General features: G+C 30.5%; 24 protein-coding genes, 1 pseudogene and 1 other annotated feature. Of the genes and pseudogenes, 6 read left to right on the top strand and 19 right to left on the bottom strand.

All coding sequences use genetic code 11. The annotated features are described in order from the left end of the window. Positions 1 to 382 precede the first annotated feature (382 nt). Complete coding sequence (locus ACX6U0_RS01590; protein ID WP_087998003.1) at positions 383 to 535, top strand: YpzG family protein; 153 nt, start codon at positions 383 to 385, stop codon at positions 533 to 535. A gap of 167 nt (positions 536 to 702) precedes the next feature. Here the strand turns inward: ACX6U0_RS01590 and ACX6U0_RS01595 are convergent, their stop codons facing one another. From ACX6U0_RS01595 to ACX6U0_RS01610, 4 genes are all read right to left on the bottom strand, one after another. After that, complete coding sequence (locus ACX6U0_RS01595; protein ID WP_098862313.1) at positions 703 to 834, bottom strand: DUF4023 domain-containing protein; 132 nt, start codon at positions 832 to 834, stop codon at positions 703 to 705. A 99-nt stretch (positions 835 to 933) separates the two neighbouring features. After that, entirely contained in the window at positions 934 to 1,260 is a 327-nt protein-coding gene (locus tag ACX6U0_RS01600; RefSeq protein WP_464958260.1) for a DUF2085 domain-containing protein, read from the bottom strand. A gap of 387 nt (positions 1,261 to 1,647) precedes the next feature. Continuing rightward, positions 1,648 to 1,944, bottom strand: coding sequence for a hypothetical protein (locus ACX6U0_RS01605; RefSeq protein WP_464958261.1), 297 nt, complete (start codon positions 1,942 to 1,944; stop codon positions 1,648 to 1,650). A gap of 209 nt (positions 1,945 to 2,153) precedes the next feature. Next, positions 2,154 to 2,909 carry a sporulation protein gene (locus ACX6U0_RS01610; RefSeq protein WP_464958262.1) on the bottom strand — a complete coding sequence of 252 codons (756 nt, stop codon included), beginning with the start codon at positions 2,907 to 2,909 and terminating at the stop codon, positions 2,154 to 2,156. Between the two features lie 192 nt (positions 2,910 to 3,101). Here ACX6U0_RS01610 and ACX6U0_RS01615 point away from each other — a divergent pair, with 192 nt between their 5' ends. Together ACX6U0_RS01615 and ACX6U0_RS01620 are read left to right on the top strand one after the other, a co-directional pair. Beyond that, positions 3,102 to 3,548 (top strand): cupredoxin domain-containing protein, encoded by a 447-nt coding sequence (locus ACX6U0_RS01615; protein WP_464958263.1) that lies wholly within the window; start codon positions 3,102 to 3,104, stop codon positions 3,546 to 3,548. 162 nt (positions 3,549 to 3,710) lie between these two features. Then, positions 3,711 to 4,172, top strand: coding sequence for a hypothetical protein (locus tag ACX6U0_RS01620; protein WP_464958264.1), 462 nt, complete (start codon positions 3,711 to 3,713; stop codon positions 4,170 to 4,172). Positions 4,173 to 4,361: 189 nt separating this feature from the next. Here ACX6U0_RS01620 and ACX6U0_RS01625 read toward each other — a convergent pair whose 3' ends face one another. The 6 genes from ACX6U0_RS01625 to ACX6U0_RS01650 form a co-directional block, all read right to left on the bottom strand. Beyond that, positions 4,362 to 4,991 (bottom strand): histidine phosphatase family protein, encoded by a 630-nt coding sequence (locus ACX6U0_RS01625; RefSeq protein WP_464958265.1) that lies wholly within the window; start codon positions 4,989 to 4,991, stop codon positions 4,362 to 4,364. 81 nt (positions 4,992 to 5,072) lie between these two features. Continuing rightward, positions 5,073 to 6,068: a UDP-glucose 4-epimerase GalE gene (galE, locus tag ACX6U0_RS01630; protein WP_464958266.1), complete on the bottom strand. Its 996-nt coding sequence runs from the start codon at positions 6,066 to 6,068 to the stop codon at positions 5,073 to 5,075. Between the two features lie 41 nt (positions 6,069 to 6,109). Beyond that, positions 6,110 to 6,253, bottom strand: a complete 144-nt coding sequence (locus tag ACX6U0_RS01635; protein WP_464958267.1) for a hypothetical protein — start codon at positions 6,251 to 6,253, stop codon at positions 6,110 to 6,112. 399 nt (positions 6,254 to 6,652) lie between these two features. Continuing rightward, on the bottom strand, positions 6,653 to 7,111 hold the full coding sequence (locus tag ACX6U0_RS01640) for a GNAT family N-acetyltransferase (protein ID WP_464958268.1): 459 nt from the start codon (positions 7,109 to 7,111) through the stop codon (positions 6,653 to 6,655). A 14-nt stretch (positions 7,112 to 7,125) separates the two neighbouring features. After that, entirely contained in the window at positions 7,126 to 7,695 is a 570-nt protein-coding gene (locus ACX6U0_RS01645) for a DJ-1/PfpI family protein (RefSeq protein ID WP_464958269.1), read from the bottom strand. 115 nt (positions 7,696 to 7,810) lie between these two features. Next, complete coding sequence (locus ACX6U0_RS01650) at positions 7,811 to 9,061, bottom strand: MFS transporter (protein ID WP_464958270.1); 1,251 nt, start codon at positions 9,059 to 9,061, stop codon at positions 7,811 to 7,813. Between the two features lie 64 nt (positions 9,062 to 9,125). Next, positions 9,126 to 9,375: a binding site (T-box leader), on the bottom strand. Between the two features lie 331 nt (positions 9,376 to 9,706). Between ACX6U0_RS01650 and ACX6U0_RS01655 the strand changes: the two genes are divergently transcribed. Both ACX6U0_RS01655 and ACX6U0_RS01660 read left to right on the top strand, forming a co-directional pair. Then, entirely contained in the window at positions 9,707 to 10,537 is an 831-nt protein-coding gene (locus ACX6U0_RS01655; RefSeq protein WP_464958271.1) for a 5'-nucleotidase, lipoprotein e(P4) family, read from the top strand. Between the two features lie 145 nt (positions 10,538 to 10,682). Then, on the top strand, positions 10,683 to 11,498 hold the full coding sequence (locus ACX6U0_RS01660; RefSeq protein ID WP_464958272.1) for an alpha/beta fold hydrolase: 816 nt from the start codon (positions 10,683 to 10,685) through the stop codon (positions 11,496 to 11,498). A 52-nt stretch (positions 11,499 to 11,550) separates the two neighbouring features. On the opposite strand, the gene ACX6U0_RS01665 is transcribed toward ACX6U0_RS01660, so the two are convergent. The 6 genes and pseudogenes from ACX6U0_RS01665 to ACX6U0_RS01690 form a co-directional block, all read right to left on the bottom strand. Continuing rightward, on the bottom strand, positions 11,551 to 12,150 hold the full coding sequence (locus ACX6U0_RS01665; RefSeq protein ID WP_087998019.1) for a response regulator transcription factor: 600 nt from the start codon (positions 12,148 to 12,150) through the stop codon (positions 11,551 to 11,553). A gap of 5 nt (positions 12,151 to 12,155) precedes the next feature. After that, entirely contained in the window at positions 12,156 to 13,286 is a 1,131-nt protein-coding gene (locus ACX6U0_RS01670) for a sensor histidine kinase (protein ID WP_464958273.1), read from the bottom strand. A 112-nt stretch (positions 13,287 to 13,398) separates the two neighbouring features. Then, positions 13,399 to 14,427 carry a Delta(5) desaturase DesA gene (desA, locus tag ACX6U0_RS01675; protein ID WP_464958274.1) on the bottom strand — a complete coding sequence of 343 codons (1,029 nt, stop codon included), beginning with the start codon at positions 14,425 to 14,427 and terminating at the stop codon, positions 13,399 to 13,401. Positions 14,428 to 14,708: 281 nt separating this feature from the next. Continuing rightward, the gene (locus ACX6U0_RS01680; protein ID WP_464958275.1) at positions 14,709 to 15,236 is read right to left on the bottom strand and encodes a hypothetical protein; all 528 of its coding nucleotides are present in this window, start codon (positions 15,234 to 15,236) and stop codon (positions 14,709 to 14,711) included. A 182-nt stretch (positions 15,237 to 15,418) separates the two neighbouring features. Continuing rightward, positions 15,419 to 16,111 (bottom strand): response regulator transcription factor, encoded by a 693-nt coding sequence (locus ACX6U0_RS01685; protein ID WP_464958276.1) that lies wholly within the window; start codon positions 16,109 to 16,111, stop codon positions 15,419 to 15,421. Beyond that, a pseudogene (locus ACX6U0_RS01690) lies at positions 16,108 to 17,016 on the bottom strand (sensor histidine kinase); the annotation flags it as partial. The pseudogene ACX6U0_RS01690 and the gene ACX6U0_RS01685, both read right to left, overlap by 4 nt. A gap of 572 nt (positions 17,017 to 17,588) precedes the next feature. On the opposite strand from ACX6U0_RS01690, the gene ACX6U0_RS01695 reads away from it, so the two are divergent. Next, complete coding sequence (locus ACX6U0_RS01695; RefSeq protein ID WP_464958277.1) at positions 17,589 to 17,948, top strand: collagen-like protein; 360 nt, start codon at positions 17,589 to 17,591, stop codon at positions 17,946 to 17,948. Between the two features lie 53 nt (positions 17,949 to 18,001). Here ACX6U0_RS01695 and ACX6U0_RS01700 read toward each other — a convergent pair whose 3' ends face one another. The 3 genes from ACX6U0_RS01700 to ACX6U0_RS01710 form a co-directional block, all read right to left on the bottom strand. Then, positions 18,002 to 19,498: a sensor domain-containing diguanylate cyclase gene (locus ACX6U0_RS01700; protein WP_464958278.1), complete on the bottom strand. Its 1,497-nt coding sequence runs from the start codon at positions 19,496 to 19,498 to the stop codon at positions 18,002 to 18,004. A 152-nt stretch (positions 19,499 to 19,650) separates the two neighbouring features. Next, entirely contained in the window at positions 19,651 to 20,184 is a 534-nt protein-coding gene (locus ACX6U0_RS01705) for an N-acetyltransferase family protein (RefSeq protein WP_464958279.1), read from the bottom strand. 69 nt (positions 20,185 to 20,253) lie between these two features. Next, the gene (locus ACX6U0_RS01710; RefSeq protein WP_464958280.1) at positions 20,254 to 21,177 is read right to left on the bottom strand and encodes a DMT family transporter; all 924 of its coding nucleotides are present in this window, start codon (positions 21,175 to 21,177) and stop codon (positions 20,254 to 20,256) included. Positions 21,178 to 21,341: the final 164 nt, after the last annotated feature.

Here is a 21,341-nt window from a genome sequence, read left to right on the forward strand (position 1 = left end):
CGTTTTTACATTGTTCTAAATGATTTTAAAAAATATTTTCTGTTCAATTCAAATCATTACATAAATGTCTTTTTATATAGTAGTTACATGATAGTTATTCCTTAACCATTTTCTTCAATCATTTTGTCATATGAATTCATTCTATCCAATTTCATCATATAAAATGGAAACACTTTATTTCAATATTTACGCTCAAAAAAAATAGATAGGAAATTCCATTCAATAAGCAATAAAATTTTCCTGCCTTGAGTAGTATGCTTCATAAAATGATTTCAAACTTCTTTATTACTACCTGCATTAATTTGTAAATTAATCAAATACTATTGATGATATTCACTTGAATATCAGAGATATCCAATACTTCATCAGAGGTGAATCAAACATGACATTAAAAAATCATTTGGATCCACAATCTCAGAAGTTTTACCATAACTGGACAAGACCAAAGCATGCGAAGTCTCAAGTTAATGGACATACGATGATTTCACAAAATACAATCATCTTAAAAAGTAATGCTAAGGCCCACAGATGGTAATGGATAAATCAAAAAAGAAGACTATTTTTAGTCTTCTTTTTAATTAAGATTATTTATTTCAAAATAAATTCCATTTATAAAGAGTAATGCACCACATAATTTTTTGATCCAACTACCTCTATCATTCGGAAAATTAAAAACCATGACTATCGTCATGGCTGTTGACTTTATTTATTCGTACCGTGTTGTTTCGTTGGTAGCTTTTCATTAGGTGTACCATTACCTTGATGTTCTTTATTTTTTTGGTCTTTTCTTTGTCTTTCGTGAAGTTTTTCAACAAACTCATGTGTATCTTCCATATCATAACCTCCTTACTAGAATCTCAAGGTTACTTTAACCAAACCTATGTAAAACAATTCATTCTAAAACCGTTCAAATATTGTTCTGTTATGTATAATCTAAGAAAGAAAATTCAAGAGTAAAATAACACTCTTAACAATCAATATTGATTGAGCGATTCCAAATAATATGCCAGTGATGATTCGCAAACTATTATTACTTTCTCTCCACTTCCATTTTTGCGTAAAACCGTCAATAAGGAGTGGTATCATTAGTAATGGAATGAACCACCAATTTATCATTTGGGATTGTATAAATAATAAAGGTAAAATGAAATATCCAAGTAATATGCCAGAGCATCTCGCACAAAGTGGGAATGTATAATTAGATATTTTAATCGAACGATCTATTCTGCGATGACATGGTATCCATTGGAATAAAATCAATTTATATCCCCCCACATTAATTCGAACAATCAGGACTACAGTCACAATCTGGCGTACAGTCTAAACCGCCTTTTTTAAACTTGAAATCCAAAAAATCGCAGTCAGGTATAAAAGCATCACTACAATCGATGCAATCGCAATCTTTCTTATACTTATGTTTTCTTTTTCTTCGCTCATAATACATAATTATAAAAAGCAAGAAAATAATACTACCAATTAGAAAAAGCACTCCTTTTAAGACAAACCCTTTTATCAGTAATAATATTCCTAATACAAAAAGTATTATAAAAATACTTAATAAGAAAAATACCAATTTATCCCTACTTTCTGCACTTTACATAAAAAGTATTTCGTTTGTGCTAATGCCATAACAAATACTGAACTTTATCATTTGGACTTTTGCAAGAATGCACCAATTAGAATAAATACTGCTGAAAGCACATGCATAATCCAACCAAGTCCAGGAATCCACGCTAAACAAGAAGTAATAATTCCAAAAATATTACCATATGCCGTAAAACCAGCTTTTTTTGCTAATGCTAATGTAATAATATGAATGATCAGTGCTACAACGAGTGGAAACCATCCAAATCCTAAAACGATTGAAGCACCAATGATCGGAATCCCCAAAATCGCTTCATAGCCACCAGATATAAATTTTAACGTTCTTACGTTTGAATTCATAAAGATTCTCCTTTTAAAAAGTAATTTGTAAAATTTAGCCAATACCAAATTTAATTGTAGAGTAAAATGAACTGTATGAATAGGGTTAATTTATAATATATCGAATAGAAAAAAGCGCATAGAGTCAATTGAATTTTTTTTATCAATAAAAAATGACAACTAAATTAGTTGCCATTTTGTTTGTTATTTATTAACAGAATTATTTGTTGTTAATTATATTGTTGTAAGAAAGCTCTTAAGGTTGACGCTACTGCATGTGCATCTTTTAGTTGAGCATTTGTAAATGTCAGTGCAGTTTTCTTTTCGTCTAAGCCCAGAGATTCTTGTAATAATCCAGCTAAACCGCGGTGTGCCCCTGCTTTATCCACAGCGACTCTCATAAATAAACCGTCTTTATTTGGTTCAATCATACATTCGATTTCATCGAAGCGCCATTCTCTTTTTGAGTTAGGTACGAATTCCCATTCTTGATAGAAACGGCCATCTTGAGCTTCTACTTCCACTTGGCGTAATCTGAAGCCTAACAATTTAAATGCTTCTACAAAGTTTGATAATTCTTCATGAGCATTTATTTTTAAATAATCTACATCAGTAGGATCGAAACTTAGATCAATATCTAAATCAGTTTCAATCCATACTTGCCCATGGCCGATTGTAATTGGAGCATAGTATGGTAATTGGAATGAAAATGGAATAGATCTTTGTTCATTTGCTCCTATAATTAAGTTTCCACTAACTCGTTCTTCATGTAATTGAATTTTTACAGATACTTCGCCATCTCCACTTTTCTTTTTTGCATAAGCTTTTAATTTAAGTGCGATATGGTTAATTTCTTGAGCTACTGATCCACCATTGATTTCTACTGTTCCTTCAACTTTTTTTCCTGGATATAAATCTTTTGTATGTATAATTGTATTTACTGTGGCTGCGCCAATCCCAAGTCTTGCTAAAACTTTTTTAAACATCGTATCCCTCCATATTTTAGATGACTACATTCTCATTATATATTACTATGTTAAGATTTAATATTCTTTAAATAGCAATCACATAAAAATAAAATATTTCTTTTAGACATGCATAATTTACTTTTTTATTAGACAAGTTCTTGATCTCTTAAGCATATTCTATTAATAAAAAAGAGATTAGGGGGAACAATTATGCATTTCGTTGTCATTAAGAAAAAATGGATTCTTTTTAGCTTCGTTTTCATCGTTATGGGTTTAAGCGCATGGTATTATCTATTACCTAAATCGGCGGAAACGACAACAAAAGAAAAACCATTAGAAACTGTTGAGATACATATGGTCACAGGTGAATTTTCTACCAAGTTAGATAATGGTTCAGAAATTGAGGCTTATCGCTGGGACCCTGGTACGATCAATGTTGAGGAAAATCAAAAAGTTCTCTTACAATTACATGGTATTAATGGAATGGAGCATCATTTTCATATTGAAGGTACAAATGTTTCAGGAGTTGTAAAAAAAGGCGAAACAACAGAAGTTAGTGTACAGTTTAAAAAAGAAGGAACTTATCGTTTAATTTGTGATACGCACTCAACAACAGCTGACGCAGCTCCAATGATTGCTTATATTGTTGTAGATTAATAGGTATGTTAAAGATAGTATTGTTTAAATTACTATCTTTTTTTCTTTTTAATTCATACTTACCTTTCATGCTCATATTAATGAGTTGAAACGATAAATAATCATCAACTTTCATTTTTCTCTACTTCATCAAAGATTACCCATTAGAAGGGAATGATTTGAGTGTTGGAATGGGCGAGTATTATTTTAACTGTTCTATTATCAAGTTATGTCATCATTGTCGCAACTAAAAAGAAAAATAAACTGTCATGTACAGTAGGAAAAATGGCCAGTATGACAAATTCTATGATGGCAAGTGTTACGATTGGAACAGTCTTAGGAATCATGTTTCGATCGACAGATTTGTCCATTCCCACTATTATCTCCATCGTGATAGGAATGTCAATTGGATTTTTAACAGGCAAGCCAATCTCACAAATGGCAGCACTAGAAGGGATTACTGCAGGAATAATGGGTGGAATGATGGGAGCTATGTTAGGGATAATGTTACAAACAACTTATATGGAACTCATGATGTATTTTCTTGACGTCATCTATGTGATTGTTATGATTTTACTATTAAAAGTAATAGATAAGGAAGCAAATAAACAAGATGAAGACATTAAATCATATAAAACGATCTAATATATTGAAAAAAACACTCCTCATCCCTTTACTTTCATAAAAAATGAGAATGCTTGATAAAATGTTGATTTCACAAAAAATAAGAAGACCAAATCAAATACGATTTGGTCCTGTCCACTTATTACATTACTATTTATATTATTGTAATTTTAAGCCTAAGTTATTTATTTTTATTAGTGTTTTTGTAGATTAAATACTATCTTGTAAATGTGCCATGTCACATAATATTTTAATGTTTACATCCTCATTTTCAACATCTATTTCTATATGAGTCAAACTCGTTCCATGTACAAATGGAATATCCCAAAGTTTTTCAATAGGTACATTTTTAAAATATGCAATTATAGTCGCAACGATGACAGCGTGTGTAACGATTAATACATTGCCATCTTTATTTGTTTTGATGATATTTTTTAATACTTTTTCAACTCTTTTTCTTACATTACTTAGGCTTTCTCCATTATGCGGTTGATGGTCATATGAACTTGGCGATTCCCATAGTGATGAAAACTCATTTTCAAATCGTTCATTAATTTCAGCCTTCGTTTTCCCTTCCCAATCACCAAAATTTATTTCTCTTAAATTTTCATCTTGTATAATCGGAATGTCTTTATCACCGGATAAAATTTTAGCAGTGTTAAATGCTCTCATACTCGGACTTGAATAGATAGACTGATAACGAATTCCAGATATTTTTTGACTAAGTGCAATCGCATCATTAACACCTTTTGATGTTAAAGGTGAGTCCTTCCATCCTTGTAAGCGATGTTGAATATTCCACTCTGTTTCCCCGTGTCTTGTTAAATAAATATGTAACATTTTATATCCTCCGAACATGCACTATCGATAAACCTATTATCATTAAAACAATTATATTTTTATCTAAGTAAATTTAATGAATTAGCTATAATTTCTTCGTTCATTCCACTTCATCGCATCCTTCATACCTTCTTCTATTGATAAAGACGCGGACCAATTTAATAGTTTATTTACTTTCTCTACATTTGCAAATGCACCTGCAACGTCACCTAATCTAGGTTCAGCTTCAATTTTTTCAATTGTTTTTCCATATACACTTTCAAAAATAGAAATAAATTCTTTTACTGTGATCCCTTCGCCTTTTCCAATATTTAAGACTAGATACGGTTTTTGTGGTTCATCAGATAATTCAAATGCATTTTCAAAATTTTCAACAGCTTTTACGTGAGCCATTGCCAAATCCCAAATATGAATATAGTCTCTTATGCCAGTTCCATCTTTAGTTGGCCAATTAGTACCCGTAATCTTAAATAGTTCCCCTTCTTCTGAAACAGATTTTAATAACTTACCAAGTAAATGAGAAGGAAATTTAATTGTTGCACCTGTACGCATTTTCGGATCAGCACCAATTGGATTAAAATATCGCAATGACATGCCTCTTATTCCATATGCATAGCAAAAGTCTTCGAGAATCATCTCTGTCATATATTTAGTTCTTGCGTATGGACTTCTAGGATTTAACGGTGATTCTTCTGTTACGACTAAATCAATTGGATCATCATAAATTGAAGCCGAAGAACTATATACGATTTTGTGGTACCCAAATTCTTTTAAGTTTGTAAATAATGCAATTGATTTTGTCACATTTTCTGTATAATATTCACTAGGATCCTTTACAGAATCAGGAACAACCGTCATTGCTGCCAGATGAATTGTAAAATCTATATCTGGATGCTCGGTAATAATTTTTTTAAGTAGCTTCTTATCAGATATGTCTCCTTGATAAAAAATCTTACCGAAAGTAAATTCTTCACGATCGTTTTTGTCTAAAATGACTGGAACATGTCCGTTATCAATTAAAGCATAACAAACTGTACTTCCTATATATCCAGTGCCACCTGTTACTAATATTTTCATATGTATTTCTCCTACTTTTGTATAAAATTCATTTTATGATATTACTTAGCTGAATTTCTACGCTCAAATAACAACCCTGCGATTATTCCTAATAAAATATTTGTAATAAAAATTGGTTGAAATGGAGCTGATTCTGAGATTATAAAAGTTAACACACCTGCAATAACTCCCCATAAAATCGGCATAGAATTTTCTCCCTATAATAATTAAAATTAATTTGGTCAGAAATGAGTATATCACTTTAATATTGTACTAGAATGATTTCGTATAAACTGTTTATTTTTTGTCTCTGTTCAATTTTCACTCAAACAAGTATTGAATGAAAATATTCACCATATTTTACCACGAAATTCTTATTCCTTAACTGATTATTCTTTAAAAATGCTTACAGATTTCTTAAATTAGGTTGTTTGCATTTTAATATTATTTATGGCGGCATATTTTAAATAAGCAATTGTTAGTTTTATTATATCAATCGGATTCAATAAACCTTTTAATCAGCTTAAATATAGTCATGTAAGCTTTAATAAATGAGTCAAAAAAACGATTCAAAATAAGAATCGCCTGTAATTGCTATTACTACTTCATTTTTTATAAACCCATACTTCTTCATCATGATATTCGTCACAATTAGGTATAAAACCAAAATTTTCATATAAATTCTTGGCTAAATGATTATCTTTATGAACTGTCAATCGTATTTCTTCACAGATTGAAAATTTATCAAAAATCCATTTTACGATTTCATGTAAAGCGGCTTTTCCAAAACCATTTCCTTGAAACTTTGAATCTATTAAAAAGCCATTAATCCAATACATATTTGTAGAATCCTCTTCGTAAGCAAACATGATAAATCCTACTAATTCTTCGTCATGATAAATAGAAAAGGGAATATATTCAACATGATCACCATCTGGTTTTATATAAATTTTTGCTAAAGAAACCGACACTGATGGAACAAAGTTGCTTTGTTCCTTATTAACAGTAAGATTTAACGCTTTTTCCCAATTACCTCGTGTAACACTTTCTAAATGAATATTCATTTACACACCTTCTTTTAATTAGATGACGGGACAGCGAAGTATTTTAATGGCTCTTTATCATATTCAGTAATCGTTCCAAGTGCACGTAATACTTCCTCAGCAAATTTTAAATAATTGGATCCCGTTGCTGTAATAACTTTGTGATCATTCACTAGATAATCGTCCTGTTTATTTTCCCAATTTAATACATTAATGTACTCTTTATCATCCATAGAAAGAGAAGCTGTATAGCTTATTTCATCTAAAATACCTGCTGCTCCTAATAGCGCTGGTCCACCGCAAATTGCAGCAATCAATTTATTGTTAGTGTAAAAATCTTTAATCAACGAAAGTAGTATTTCATTTTCTAATAAAGGGTGAGGTGATCCTCCAGGAATTAATAAAGCCTCATAATCATTACTATTAACCTTTTCAACAGAGTGATCTGCTAATATTTTTAAATTTCCTGCAGAAATAATTGGTTTATCATTATTATTTATAGAAACAGTTTCTAATTGTATTCCTGCGCCCTTTAAACAGGTTATTAATATTGAGACTTCAAATTCTGCAAATGAGTCATAAACAAACAATAATACTTTTCTCATTATTCAATTCTCCTTAAATAATAGTTTTAAATAACACTTCAACAATAAATAATACCACAAAATATTCATTTTTCTAATTAATCTGACTACTAATCTTAAATAAAGTTAAAATGATTTATTTATTAGAGAACTGAGAAAATCCCGCTTTTTTTAATCTTTTTTCATAAAAAAATGTAATCATACCATGTAAAATCACTGCAATTAAAAACAAACAGATTGAAGCAACTATGATAATTTTTTGCAAAGAAACGCAATTTGTTAATGCACCAAAGAGTATTGTAAAAATAATGATGAAAAATGCTTGTAATAATCCAAATAGACTCCCCACTCTGCCCATTATTTCAACAGGTATTTGTTTTTGATAATACGTATCAAATCCAGTATTTGCAAAGGCAAGTGCAAAAGATAGTAAAAAGAATCCTAACGAAGCACTTTTAAATTCACTTGAAAATGCATAAATGATGTAACCACATGATAAAAATATAGATCCATAACCTATTAATTTAGTAGATTTGAAACGATTTGTAAAAATTGAATTAACAACTGAACCAAACACAAATCCAATTCCAGCTATACTAACTAGAAAACCGTATTTTGTATTAGATAAATTCAATACTTCTTTAGAAAATGCTGCCTCTAATGAATCAATGGTTTTTGTCATGATGATGATAAAGTAAAAAAGAGCAAAAACGCATAACATTTTAATTTGTGATCGACAAAATGTAATTACTATATTCCAATCTTTTTTTAGAACTTGATATCCAAATTTTGAATTGGAGAAATCTAGCTCTTCTTCCTTCTCAATGTTTGGTAAGAACATAGTTAATACGCCCGACAAAATTAATGCAATACCATTGATGATGATTGCAAATGCTGGTGTTCCCATCATAAAAAGTAACCCTGCAACCGATGGACCAAGTACAAATGCGCCAGAACCTATTAAACTACGGAATGAATTAAATCGCTGTCTCATTTCTTCTGGAACAAGCTTGGTCAAATAAACCATTGACGCTTGATAAAAAATGTCGCCAGCCATATTAATCAAAAATACACAAATATAAATAAACCATAAAGACGAAATCAAAGGTAAACATATGATAAATAATGCTCTAATAAAATCTAAAGCCAACATTACATTTCGTTTATTGATTCGATCAATTATGCTACCGCTCCAAAAATTAGTACATAGAGTAGCTAATGGTTTTAAAATATATAATAGTGAGACAGCAAACGCTGAAGAAGTTGTATCAAGAATAATTAGATTTAGAGCTATGAAATAAATCCAACCTCCAATATTTGAAAGTCCAATACTTGCTAACATAATAAAAATGGATTTCTGACGTTTGAAATAATTCCTAATATACATCCTGTCCCCCCTTAACAAAATTTTTCCTTTCCAACAAAAAAAACCTCACCTCCAAGACTAATGTCTTGGGGACGAGATTTGAAAGTCGCGGTACCACCCCAGTTTGTCAATATGTCACCATATTAACCTCCTTAGGTATTTAAATAAATACCTATGCTCTATAACAGGAGCACCTGTCACACTATCCTCTAATCATTCCGATTCCAATGTGAAGCTCAGAGACTTGCTTCAATCAATCAATCTTACTCCTTTTCAGCTTAACGGAGCTCTCTGTAAAGACATCATTTATCTACTCTTCTCTTCATCGCTAAATAATTTTTTCAATATTACCATTAATTTGATTAATAGTAAATTACTATTTAGAATTTTTTAAGTTAGCTGTTATCTTAATCATTAACTTCTAACTTTTTATTTCTATTTTTATCTAAAGATTTAATTAATTATTTAATAAAATTATAATTACAAAATTTTCGTTTAAAAATTGCATATTTTTTAGAGTTTAGGAAAAAACAACCATGGGAATATCTGTGATTTTACTTAAATTATTTCTGTTTATCAACCAATATGAAAGTACATATTTTTCTATTCAGATTGGTAACGTAATAACGTTTCTAATAAAATTAATTTTTTAAAAAGGAGACTATCATGAAAAAAACATTAGTTTCAGCTTCAATCATCGCTGCATTTGCTGTAGGATCTCTTACTGGAATCAATAGTAGTAGAGCCAATTTGCAAAAAAGTACTCAAGAACATTTAGTAATGGCTACAAACTGGTTCCAAACATCAGCAGAAAATAAGGCATTGCAAATTCAATCGTATAATGTTGCAAAAGAAGAACTTGCAGAAACTATGATGAAAAAGAATGCTAAGGAAAAGAAAAATAAGAAAAAAGGTAAACCAGCAGCAGTTGTTTTAGATATTGATGAAACAGTACTGGATAACTCGCCTCACACTGCATGGACAATTAAAAATAACGCTGCTTATCCAGAGGGTTGGGCTGAATGGGTTCAAATGGCTAAAGCGGATTTAATTCCAGGAGCAAAAGATTTCTTATTAACAGCTAAAAAATTAAAAGTAGATATTTATTATGTTTCTAACCGTACTGAAGCAGAACGAGCAGATACAGTTAAAAATATGAAATTACATGGTTTACCAAATTTAGATGAAAAGCACCTATTATTAAAATCTACTACATCTCAAAAAGGACCGAGACAACAAGAGATTGCGAAAACACATGAAATTGTGATGTTAATTGGAGACAATGCAAACGATCTTTCAGATATTTTCTATAAAGCAGATTTACATACTCGTTACAATAACGTAGATAAAATTGCTAAAGATTTAGGGGCTAAATATATTCAACTTCCAAATCCGATGTATGGTGACTTTGAAGGTGCAATTTATAACTACGACTTTACAAAGACAGAAGATCAAAAAGCAGCTGATCGTTACAACGCTTTAAAAACAATGAAATAAATAATTTCTAAGGGTTAGTGTGACTTTATGCTCCACTACCCTTTTTTGTTTTGTTAATTGCTATTCATCATTTACTTTAGGCATTATCCAAATAAATTTGTAATAAATTAATAGTAAATACAAATCCAAGTATGGGGGTCATTTCATGCCTTATATTGAAATTAACGCCAATACGAAACTACATTATGAAGAGTTTGGTGAAGGTCAACCTGTCATTTTTATACACGGTGTGATGATGAGTAGTAAATTTTTCTATAAACAAGTACCCTATTTTAAAGAACATTATCGTGTGATTACGCTAGATTTACGTGCTCACGGACAGTCAACGCATGTAATGGATGGACACACTGTTGCTCAATATGCTAAGGATTTGAAATACTTTATCGATAAGTTAGAATTAAAAGATGTCATTTTAGTTGGATGGTCAATGGGTGCATTTGTTCTATGGGACTATGTAAATCAGTTTGGTACAAATCAAATAAAAGCATTAACAATCGTTGATCAATCTGCGTCAGATTATATATGGCCAGATTGGGAATATGGTGCATTTGATTTCAATATCTTAAAAAATGTAATGCAATCTATTCAGGAAGATCAACATACGTTTAATAGCGAATTTATCTACGGTATGTTTAAAGAAAAACCTGATCCGAATGATCATAAATGGATATTAGAAGAAATGAACCGATTGCCAGCTGCAATTGCAAGTACGATCTTATTTAATCAAACTGCAGTAGATTATCGAGATACATTATCAAATGTAAATGTCCCAACTTTAATTTGCTTTGGGAGCGCTGGCTTCTTTCCATTAGCGGCAGGTGAATTTATACAAAGTAAAATGAAAGACGCTAAGTTTGTCCCTTTTTATAATAGTAGTCATTTATTATTTTTAGAAGAAACGGATAAATTTAATGCTGAACTAGATTTATTTTTTAAAAGTTTACCACAAAAAAAATCATAATAATAAACTAAAAAGCGATTCTATGAGGAATCGCTTTTTCATTCTACCTAAATTATTTAAACCAACCTTTTTCCTTTGACTGTTTAATTGCTTCAATCCTATTTTTAACCTCTAATTTATCTAAAATCATTGATATATAGTTTCTCACTGTGCCAGTTTTTAAGCTTAATTCATCAGCAATTTCTTTTGTGTTTTTACCGTCTGCCACAAGATTTAATACTTCTATCTCGCGTTCAGTTAAAGGATTCTCCTCGCTATACACATCGTCCATTAACTCCGGAGCATAGATTCGTTTTCCGTTCATAATACTGCGAATTGAGCTTGCTAATTCCTCACTAGGACTATCCTTAAGTAAATAACCCTTTACACCAGCCTTTAATGCTCGTTGAAAATATCCTGAACGAGCAAAAGTTGTTAATATAATGACTTTACAATCAAATTTTTTTAATTCTTCTGCTGCTTCAAGTCCAGTTTTATTTGGCATTTCAATATCCATAATGCAAATATCAGGTTGCAATTGATTTACAAGTGAAATGGCTTGTTCTCCGTCAGATGCTTTTCCGACAACTTCCATATCGTCTTCTAAATTTAACAAAGAACCTAAGGCCCCTAACAGCATTCGCTGATCTTCAGCTATCACTATTCGAATCATTTAAGTTACTCCTTTTCAATCTGTTTTACATCAATTGGTACTTTCATTATTAAAGTCGTCCCATTTTGGTTTATAACATCTAGAGAACCATTTACAAATTCAAGTCTTTCTCTCATTCCAATCAAACCGTAACCTTTTGTGAAATTCTCTTTTGATGTGCACCCTATCCCATTATCCATAACGTTTATGATCAGTTCATTTTTAGTTTGATGTAAAGAAATTGAACAGGTAGTTGCTTTACTATGCTTGACTACATTTGTAACTGCTTCTTTTAAACACATACTCACAATATTTTCAGTTAAAAGTGATACATTCGTAAGCGTCGTCTCTACATCACTTTCAAATTCGATTTGAGCTGCTAATAAAATCTGCTTCACTCTTATAATCTCGTCTTTGATGCGAATACCTCGCATCTGAGATACTATTTTCCGAACTTCATTTAACGCTGTTCTTGCAGTTTGTTGTACATCTTTTAATTCATTTTGTGCTTGTTCAGGATCTTTTGTAATTAATTTACGTGCTAAATCACTTTTAAGTCCAATCAAGGATAATCTCTGTCCGAGCGTATCATGTAGATCTCTGGCTATTCTTTGTCTCTCCTCTAACTTTACGAGATCAGAAATTCTTTTATTGGCATCAACAAGTTTTTCTTCTAATTGACCTCTTTCATTTCGACTATGGATACTAAAAGGTAATAAAATTACACTGATCCATGTAATAACAACAAATGGTAATTGTTTAATCATAAAATCTTCTTGAAATATGATTGTTAGGTTGATAGAAATTGTTGTGATTACTAGATGAATAATATATAAGGTTAAAAAAGTAACGCGGTTTTTCTTATTACCAATTAAATATGCGTTAAAAAAAGCAAAGTATACATAGCTAAATTGAATCGTCATAATGATTGAAATACTAATGAGGATGCTTGACCATAAATAAATTGACCAGCCTTTTGAAACGTATGCGATTCTATAAAGTACGAAAAATAATACTGTAAGAATGACTCCATAGACGATTTCAAACGTCGAAGGTGATGAAAGAAATATAAAATAAAATGGCAAGATACTTAAAACAGTCCAAATATATGGAGAGATTCCAGTACTTTTTAAGAAAAGCAAATATCTTTTTAACATGAAGTTGTCCTCTTTTTTTGAAGTGAAAAATTGAATCTTTTTTTAATTTTAACATAATTTCAGACTGTTCGTTTTACTTTAAATTTTTGATTCAAAGACATAAATCAAAAGCTCAGACAGAGTCTGAACTTTCGCGATTTACGTTATACATTGCTTTTAATTCTTTAAAGCTAATGAATTTTTTGTTTTCCTGATCCCATAAACGGAATTTTAAAGATGATAAGCTCGTTTTAAGTGTAATTGTTGGTACGTTTTGTAGTGGTAATGTGTTGTTATGCACATCTTCTAAATGATAATTTGGAACTCTTGGGCTTAGATGATGTACATGGTGATAACCAATATTTCCTGTTAACCATTGCAATAATTTTGGAAGTTTATAAAATGAACTTCCTTCAACTGCTGCTTTAACATAATCCCAATTTTCGTCTTCTTCGAAATAAGTATCCTCAAATTGATGTTGTACATAGAACAACCATATACCAAGTGCTGCACTTACAAAAAAGATCGGCCCTTGAATGATTAAAAAGTTTTCCCATCCGATTTGAATGCAAAATAATGCTGATAATCCTACGATAGCGATATTTGTTATATAAGTGTTTAATCTTTCTTTTAATTTTGCATTTTTTGCATTAAAACGATTTGCAAATAGTACAATGTAAATTGGTCCAAATCCAAACATAACAAGTGGATTACGGTAAAGTCGATATGCAAGCTTCGTCCAAGTTGATGCAGATACATATTCCTCAACAGTTAAAACCCACATATCACCAACGCCTCTTTTGTCTAAGTTACTACTCGTTGCATGGTGAATTGAATGACTATGCTTCCATTGACTAAAAGGGAATAAAGTAACAATTCCCGTGATAGTTCCTAAAACTTTGTTAGCTGTCTTATTTTTAAAGAATGACTGATGACAGCAATCATGAAAAATAATAAAGATTCTAATTAAAAATAAAGCTGCTGCTAAATCAAAGATCAATGTTAAAAAAATTGAAGTGGATAAACTTTTATAAGCAAGAATCCATAAAATAATAAATGGTACAAAGGTGTTAATCATTTGCCAGATACTAGCTTTTAGATTTGATTTTTCATAAGGAATAATTTGTTTTCGCAAATTTTTTTGATTTTGTTGTTGTGACATTTACTATTTCCTTCCTCAAGTTCAATACTTAGTTTCAAGATGTAATCCTAATTATAAATAGTAAGACATTACATTGGTAGTAGCATGCGTCATGTGTTCGATATGACAAATGTCATATTTCAGGTAATCGTTTACAAATTTTATACAGTTATTGACACAATATAATTTTTATTTTTTTCCACATATTTATGCTATTAAATTAAAATTAAATAGTGCATATCAAAATTTACTTCATTTAAAAAAGCAATACTTTTATAAGTATTGCTTCTTGTTAATTATAATTAAATCATTTCCACTTTCTTATATTTTTTAATTTTTCCAAAAGGTTTAAAGTACGTAACAATCGTCATCACTGTCATACAAACTAGATTAAAGCTACCTGTAATGATTAAAGATAACCAAGATGTCTTAAAATCTTCTGATGATAATGCATCTATTCCAAACTGGTTCGCTAATTTTATTAATAATGCAAACCAATCATTTATAAAAAAGATCCCTAAGAGGATAATTAAAATCGTTAATACAAGTTTAATCACAACCCAATAATATTTTACAAGACCCCATTGAGTCCAAATAGACAATAATATACCTGTAATGAGTGTAGCAAGTGCTGGAAATTTTAATAATGTTTCATCGATAATATGCATGCTTGATAAAGTATAAATTAGTTGATTCCCATTTTCAGCATTTTTCAAGTAAAACCCTAATAAAATAAGACTTAATGTTGCCCCGAACCAAGCGCAAAATGATAGAACATGTATACTTACTAAAATATTTTTTTTTGTTAAATTAATTTTCTTTATAGCCATATTTGTTCCTCCATTATTTATTTTTATGTCTCAAATCTTAATAGATAAATATAAAACAACTATTATGAAAACCTTAAATATTTCTTAAATAAAAATCAGTTAAAGTTTTCTGATTAAAGCTCTTTTATTGCATATCATTCTAAACATAAAAAAAACCACCAAACATTAGAGTTTAGCGGTTTTTACATATTTGATTTAAAGCGATATCCCGCGCCCCATACGGTTTCAATATAATCTGGATTTGAAGGATCTTTTTCAATTTTCTCTCGTATTTTACGGATATGCACGGTCACTGTAGAATTATCACCAATCGAATCAAACCCCCATATCCGATCGAATAAATGATCTTTACTAAACACTTTATTCGGATTTGAGGCAAGAAAGGTTAATAAATTAAATTCTTTTGCCGTGAAGATTTTTTCCTCTCCTTCAACGAAAATTTTACGAGACTGTTGGTTGATTACTAATCCTCTAACTTCTAATTGGTTGTCATTTTGATCTTTTTGTACTAAACGATTATATCTTGAGAGATGTGCCTTTACTCTAGCTACTAACTCACTAGGGCTAAATGGTTTGACAATAAAGTCATCAGCACCTAAACCAAAACCACGTATTTTATCAATATCCTCAGTTTTAGCTGATACAATTAAAATTGGAATCTCTTTACTTTCACGAATTTTTTTACATATTTCATATCCATTCAAATCTGGTAGCATGATATCAAGTAATATCAAGTCAAATTGTTCACGAAGTGCTTTGTTTAAACCTGTTTGACCATTTGTCTCAATTTCAACTGTCATTCCATTAATTTCTAAATAGTCTCTTTGAAGCTCAGCGATACTTTCGTCATCTTCAATAACTAAAATTCTGTTCATTCTATCTCCTTAATACCAGTGACCTTATTTAATGTAATATAGATACTTGTATATTCCCCTTCTTCACTTTCTGCCCAGACTTGTCCACCATGTTCTTCAATTATTTGTTTTACAATTGCAAGGCCAAGACCAGATCCACCACTCATTGAGTTTCTAGATTGATCAACACGGTAAAACTGATCAAAAATATAAGGTAGTACTTCATTTGAAATTCCTTTTCCATTGTCATTACATTGAATAATTACTTTTTCATTTTCTTCCATTAACTTTATTGATATATTTTTTTCTGACTTATCCAAATATTTTAAACTATTTTGAATGATGTTTGTAAAGACACGCTTAAATTGTTCTCTAGCCATAACAACGTTAATATCATTATTTTTGCTTACATTTTCATAAGTTATCATGACATGAATATTGTCTAATTCAAACTGTAATTCTTCTATCCGGTCTATTAAATAATGATGAATATTAACCTCTTCAAAATGAAATGGTACCCGCTTTAAATCTAATTTTGAATATAAGAAAAGCTCATCGATTAAATGATCCATGTGTAGAGTTTTAGAATGAATGGTTTGAATATACCTTTCCATTTTCTCTGGTGTATTTGCAATACCATCTCTGATGCCTTCTACATAACCTTTTATTGAAGTCATAGGCGTTTTAAGATCATGAGATATATTGGCTATTAATTCTTTGCGATTTTGTTCATACTTTTGTTGTATGTCAGAGGATTCTTTAAGGCTATGTCTCATTAATTCAAAACTTTGAGCTAGCTGACCAATCTCGTCCTTACGATCAGGCTCAATTTGAAAATCCATATTACCTTCTCGAATTTTTTTTGCAGCATCATTTAAACCTCTTATTGGTTTAATGATACTTCTTGATACAAAATAAGACAGTAAAGCATTTGTAATCGCAAAGATCGGGATGATAATACCAAAACGGAAAAAATAAAATGCATGTGGCCGATGACCGCTGTTTGTTGGATCAAATGAATTGAGGAAAAACATATCTAAGATAATTTGTAACAGAATAAAAGTTAAAATTGGAATAACAATCATTGCAATATTTGAAAATATTAACCGTTTTCGAATTGACAACCTACAACCCACTTTCTTGTTTACATATTTTACATGTAAATGTCTTAAAACTATTGTAAATCTTAATAAAAAAAAATTAAATGGACCTTATCCAAATCTTAAATAATTCTTAAATCTGCTCACTATAAAAATTAAGATTACAATTAATATATACTTAAAAAGAGCCTCACATAAGTCAGTTTGACATGTGATGCCTCTTTTTAAGTAAAGTTATGAATTGTCAACTGACTGATATTTTCATTGTTATCTAATTTTTTATAATGGTAATGTTTAACGAATGAATTTTAAATACATAGTTATTTAACCATTCGCCCAAACAATCACACCCAATTCCTCATACTTTATAAAGATTGATAATGAAGGAGTTGATATGAATGGATTATTTTCCACACTATAGAACGTTTCCAGGTTTCCCTGGGCAACCGGGTCAATTTCCGGGTCAACCTGGGCAGTTTCCAGGCCACCCAGGTGGTGGACAACAAGGTGCACCAACATCTCCTCCACCATCTTTTACACCTCAACAACCAGCTGCAACTGCATTTGCGGTAGATCCCGGAGCAATTGCAGGATGCCGATTTAGAAATACTTACGTATGGCTAAATAATGGTGAAGCATTTTGGTTTTTTCCGACATTTGTAGGAAGAAGATCAGTTGCAGGATTTAGATGGTTCGGATTTTTCTGGGCATACTTTGGAATTGATACAAACCGCATTAGATCGTTTACTTGCTTCTAAAAAACTATAAAAAATCCTTGTGCCTATAGCTCACAAGGATTTTTTTTTTAGTATTAGGCAAATATTTCATTGTTGATCTGATAAAAATGAACTTTGTTTCTTCCATTTAATTTCGCAGTATACAATGCTTTATCGGCGTAATCGATTGCAACTTCCTTTTCAATCGATTTGTTAGGAACCAATGACACCACACCAATACTAATCGTAACGAATTGATTAACACCTGAGTTCACATTTGGAATTTTAAGTTCTAGGACACTCTTCCTTATTTTTTCAGCTATTTCGTTTGCACCATATTCATCCGTATCACATACTACAATGAATTCTTCACCGCCAAAACGTGCACAAAAATCCGTAGTATTATCCACTATTTTAGAAATGGTTCTTGCAACAATTTTTAAACACTTATCGCCTTCTAAATGACCATATGAATCATTAAACATTTTAAAACAGTCTATATCAAAAATGATTAGTGAAAACGGCTTTTGTGATGCTAGTGCTTCATCCCATTTTAATTTATACATTTCTTCAAAATAACGTCTGTTAGGAATTCCTGTTAAACCATCAGAAATCGATAGTTGGTGAAGTAATTTATTAGCCTGTTGTAATTTTCTTTCTATGTTTTTTTGCTCAGAAATATCTCTAAATACGACCATGGTCGCTTCAGTACTTTCATATATAATATTAGACTCGGAGAATGATAAATCTACACCTTTTCCATCTAAACGAGTATATGTACTATCTTCTTGCACGATAAGGTCAGGATTTTGACTAAATTTTTCAATGTTATCAAATGTTCTTGATTTTAGATTTGTTAATAACTGAAATATATTAAGACCAATTAAATCATTTGATGTATCTGTACCTAATAATATTCCTGCTTTTTCATTCGCTAACATGATCATTCCATTCTTATGTACAAAAATCCCATCTGGTGAGGTTTCTATCAAGGTTCGATACCTTTCCTCACTTTCTTTTAAAGCGACCTTTATTTCTTCATTTCTATTTAAAAAGCTGATAAACACTGCAATCAGTATACCACCTATCAAAACAAAACTTTCACAGATCGGCATGATTGGGTAAAGTGGATATGAATTTTTCATATTTTGATATAAGAAGAACGAACTACTTAAAATCATTACGATTAGAATCATATTCATCCATTTAATCCAGTAATTTTTTACATACTTCGAAATGAATCCACTCATAATCACATTAATGGTAATCGTAATGAGTGCGAAAATTGACCCTTCATTAATTCCGAAGTATGACAAACGAAATGCTACAATGATGAAACCGGTCATGATAGCTGCTCTAAAGCCTCCAAAATACGCTGCTGATATAATAGCAAGTTGTCTAAAATCTAAGATGTTATTTTCAAATACACGAATTCCAAACAATATTAAGATATTGCCGAATACCCCATGTATCATACCTACTATAATATGATACCTATTTGGGAATCTTAGGCGTAATATGTTTTGAAGTCGATGAAAGCCAAACAAGAAAAATATGAATAAGGAAAAATTTAAAAATAAATCTCTGATCATCTTTAGCACCTATTTACATTTAATATAGCTGTTTTGAATACATTGTTCCTTTTGGAAAATCGTAAGTTGACGAAAATTCCTATTTAGCAACACACATCCATAAAAAGCTTTTAAAAATTATTACTTGTTCGATTTGAACTGCAAACAAGATTTTAAAGAAAGAGTCCCATCAAAACGGTATCATTGTAACGTCCTTCAATAAACGTATCTTCTTTTATGACGCCTTCAATCTCAAAACCTAGTTTTTTATATAATCGAATGGCTTTTGTATTGTCCTTATTACAAGTCAATTGAATTTTCCTCGTAATCGTATTTTGTTTTGCCCATTCAATAAGGTAGTCCATTAAACTATTACCTAATTGTAAACCCCAATACTCCTTTTTAATGACGATGCCTAATATTCCAACATGCATTGTACGTGCTGATTGATTAGAATGAATCGACGCTATACTTATGATTTGTTCATTTAATGTTACCAGTAGAATGATTGTATTTTGCTGTTCTTTAGAAGTAGTTAAGAAAGTTTCATATTCTTCTAAATCTCTTTTAAATTCATTTCCTCCAAAAGATAGAAAGTTTGTTTCTCCTCCGACTATATTATAAAAATCAATAATCGATTGAGCGTCATCTTTTGAAGCTTCGCGAACAGTTACAATCAGATCGTTTTTTAATTTTATTTCGAACATATTTATGACTCCTTTTCAAACAAAAAAGAGCCGCAATTGCAGCTCATACCTTCTAATTTTAATGGTAAATTATTTTTCATTATTTATCATATCATATTGTAAATGATTTTCCATTTTATTCTCTATCAATTTTTTCTTTTCACTTGTAATGACTACCAAAGCAGCACCAAGTAAAACAACTGCTCCACCAACTAATTGTAATAATTTCATATTTTCATTTAAAAGAATTGTAGAAAAAATTATCGTAATAACTGGTTCGACCATGCTTAATATTGCACTTTTTGTTGGTCCTATTAATTTAATGCCTGCAAAAAATGAGGCCATTGAAATGACACTCGAAATGATTGAAATACAAAGAATCGATAACCAACCCACAAAACTAAAATGAAATTGAAGTGTATTCGTAGTCAATCCAACAATTAAGAATGAAACTGCCGCAAATAATGCGATAAACGCACTTGTCACTAAAGGTGGAACTTGTAATGTCACTCTACCACCTACAATAATATAAATTGAATAAATAATAGCTGCACCTAATGCTAGTAAAATACCAAATACATTCATATGATCTGTTGGAGTCCCTAAAACGAAAAGTATACCAAAAAGCGAAATAATCATTGAAATGACCATAAATTTTGTTAATTTCTCTTTATTTACAAAAAATGAAAGGATTGCAACAAAAACCGGATATAAGTATAAAATCAATGCTGCTAAAGATGCAGGTATGTACTTAATTGAACTAAAATAAAAACTAGATTGTAAGGTATACAATATACTACCTAGCAGAAAAAACGTTGTGATTTGTTTCTTCGTGATTGAAACGAATCCTTTTTTCAAAAATAGATAACTAAAAAAGATGATTGCAGCGAATGAGAATCGCAGAAATAACAATGTATTTACACTAACTTGATGGTCATATGCATAAATTGCAAAAATAGGCATCAGTCCAAATGCGGTCGCTGACAAAAGAATTAAAAAATATCCTAAATACATCGATATTCCTCCTAGTTTATGTAATCTGATTAAGTATTTTGAATTTTTAAATTAATTAAAGTGTAACATACCTAATTCTATTTACAATTCAAATTTTTTGATCACATATAAACATGCGATTAGTAATTTAACCTTACAAAGCGTAAAATAATAATATAAATTCA

The organism is Gottfriedia sp. ABJ_BB2_2 (assembly GCF_055484705.1).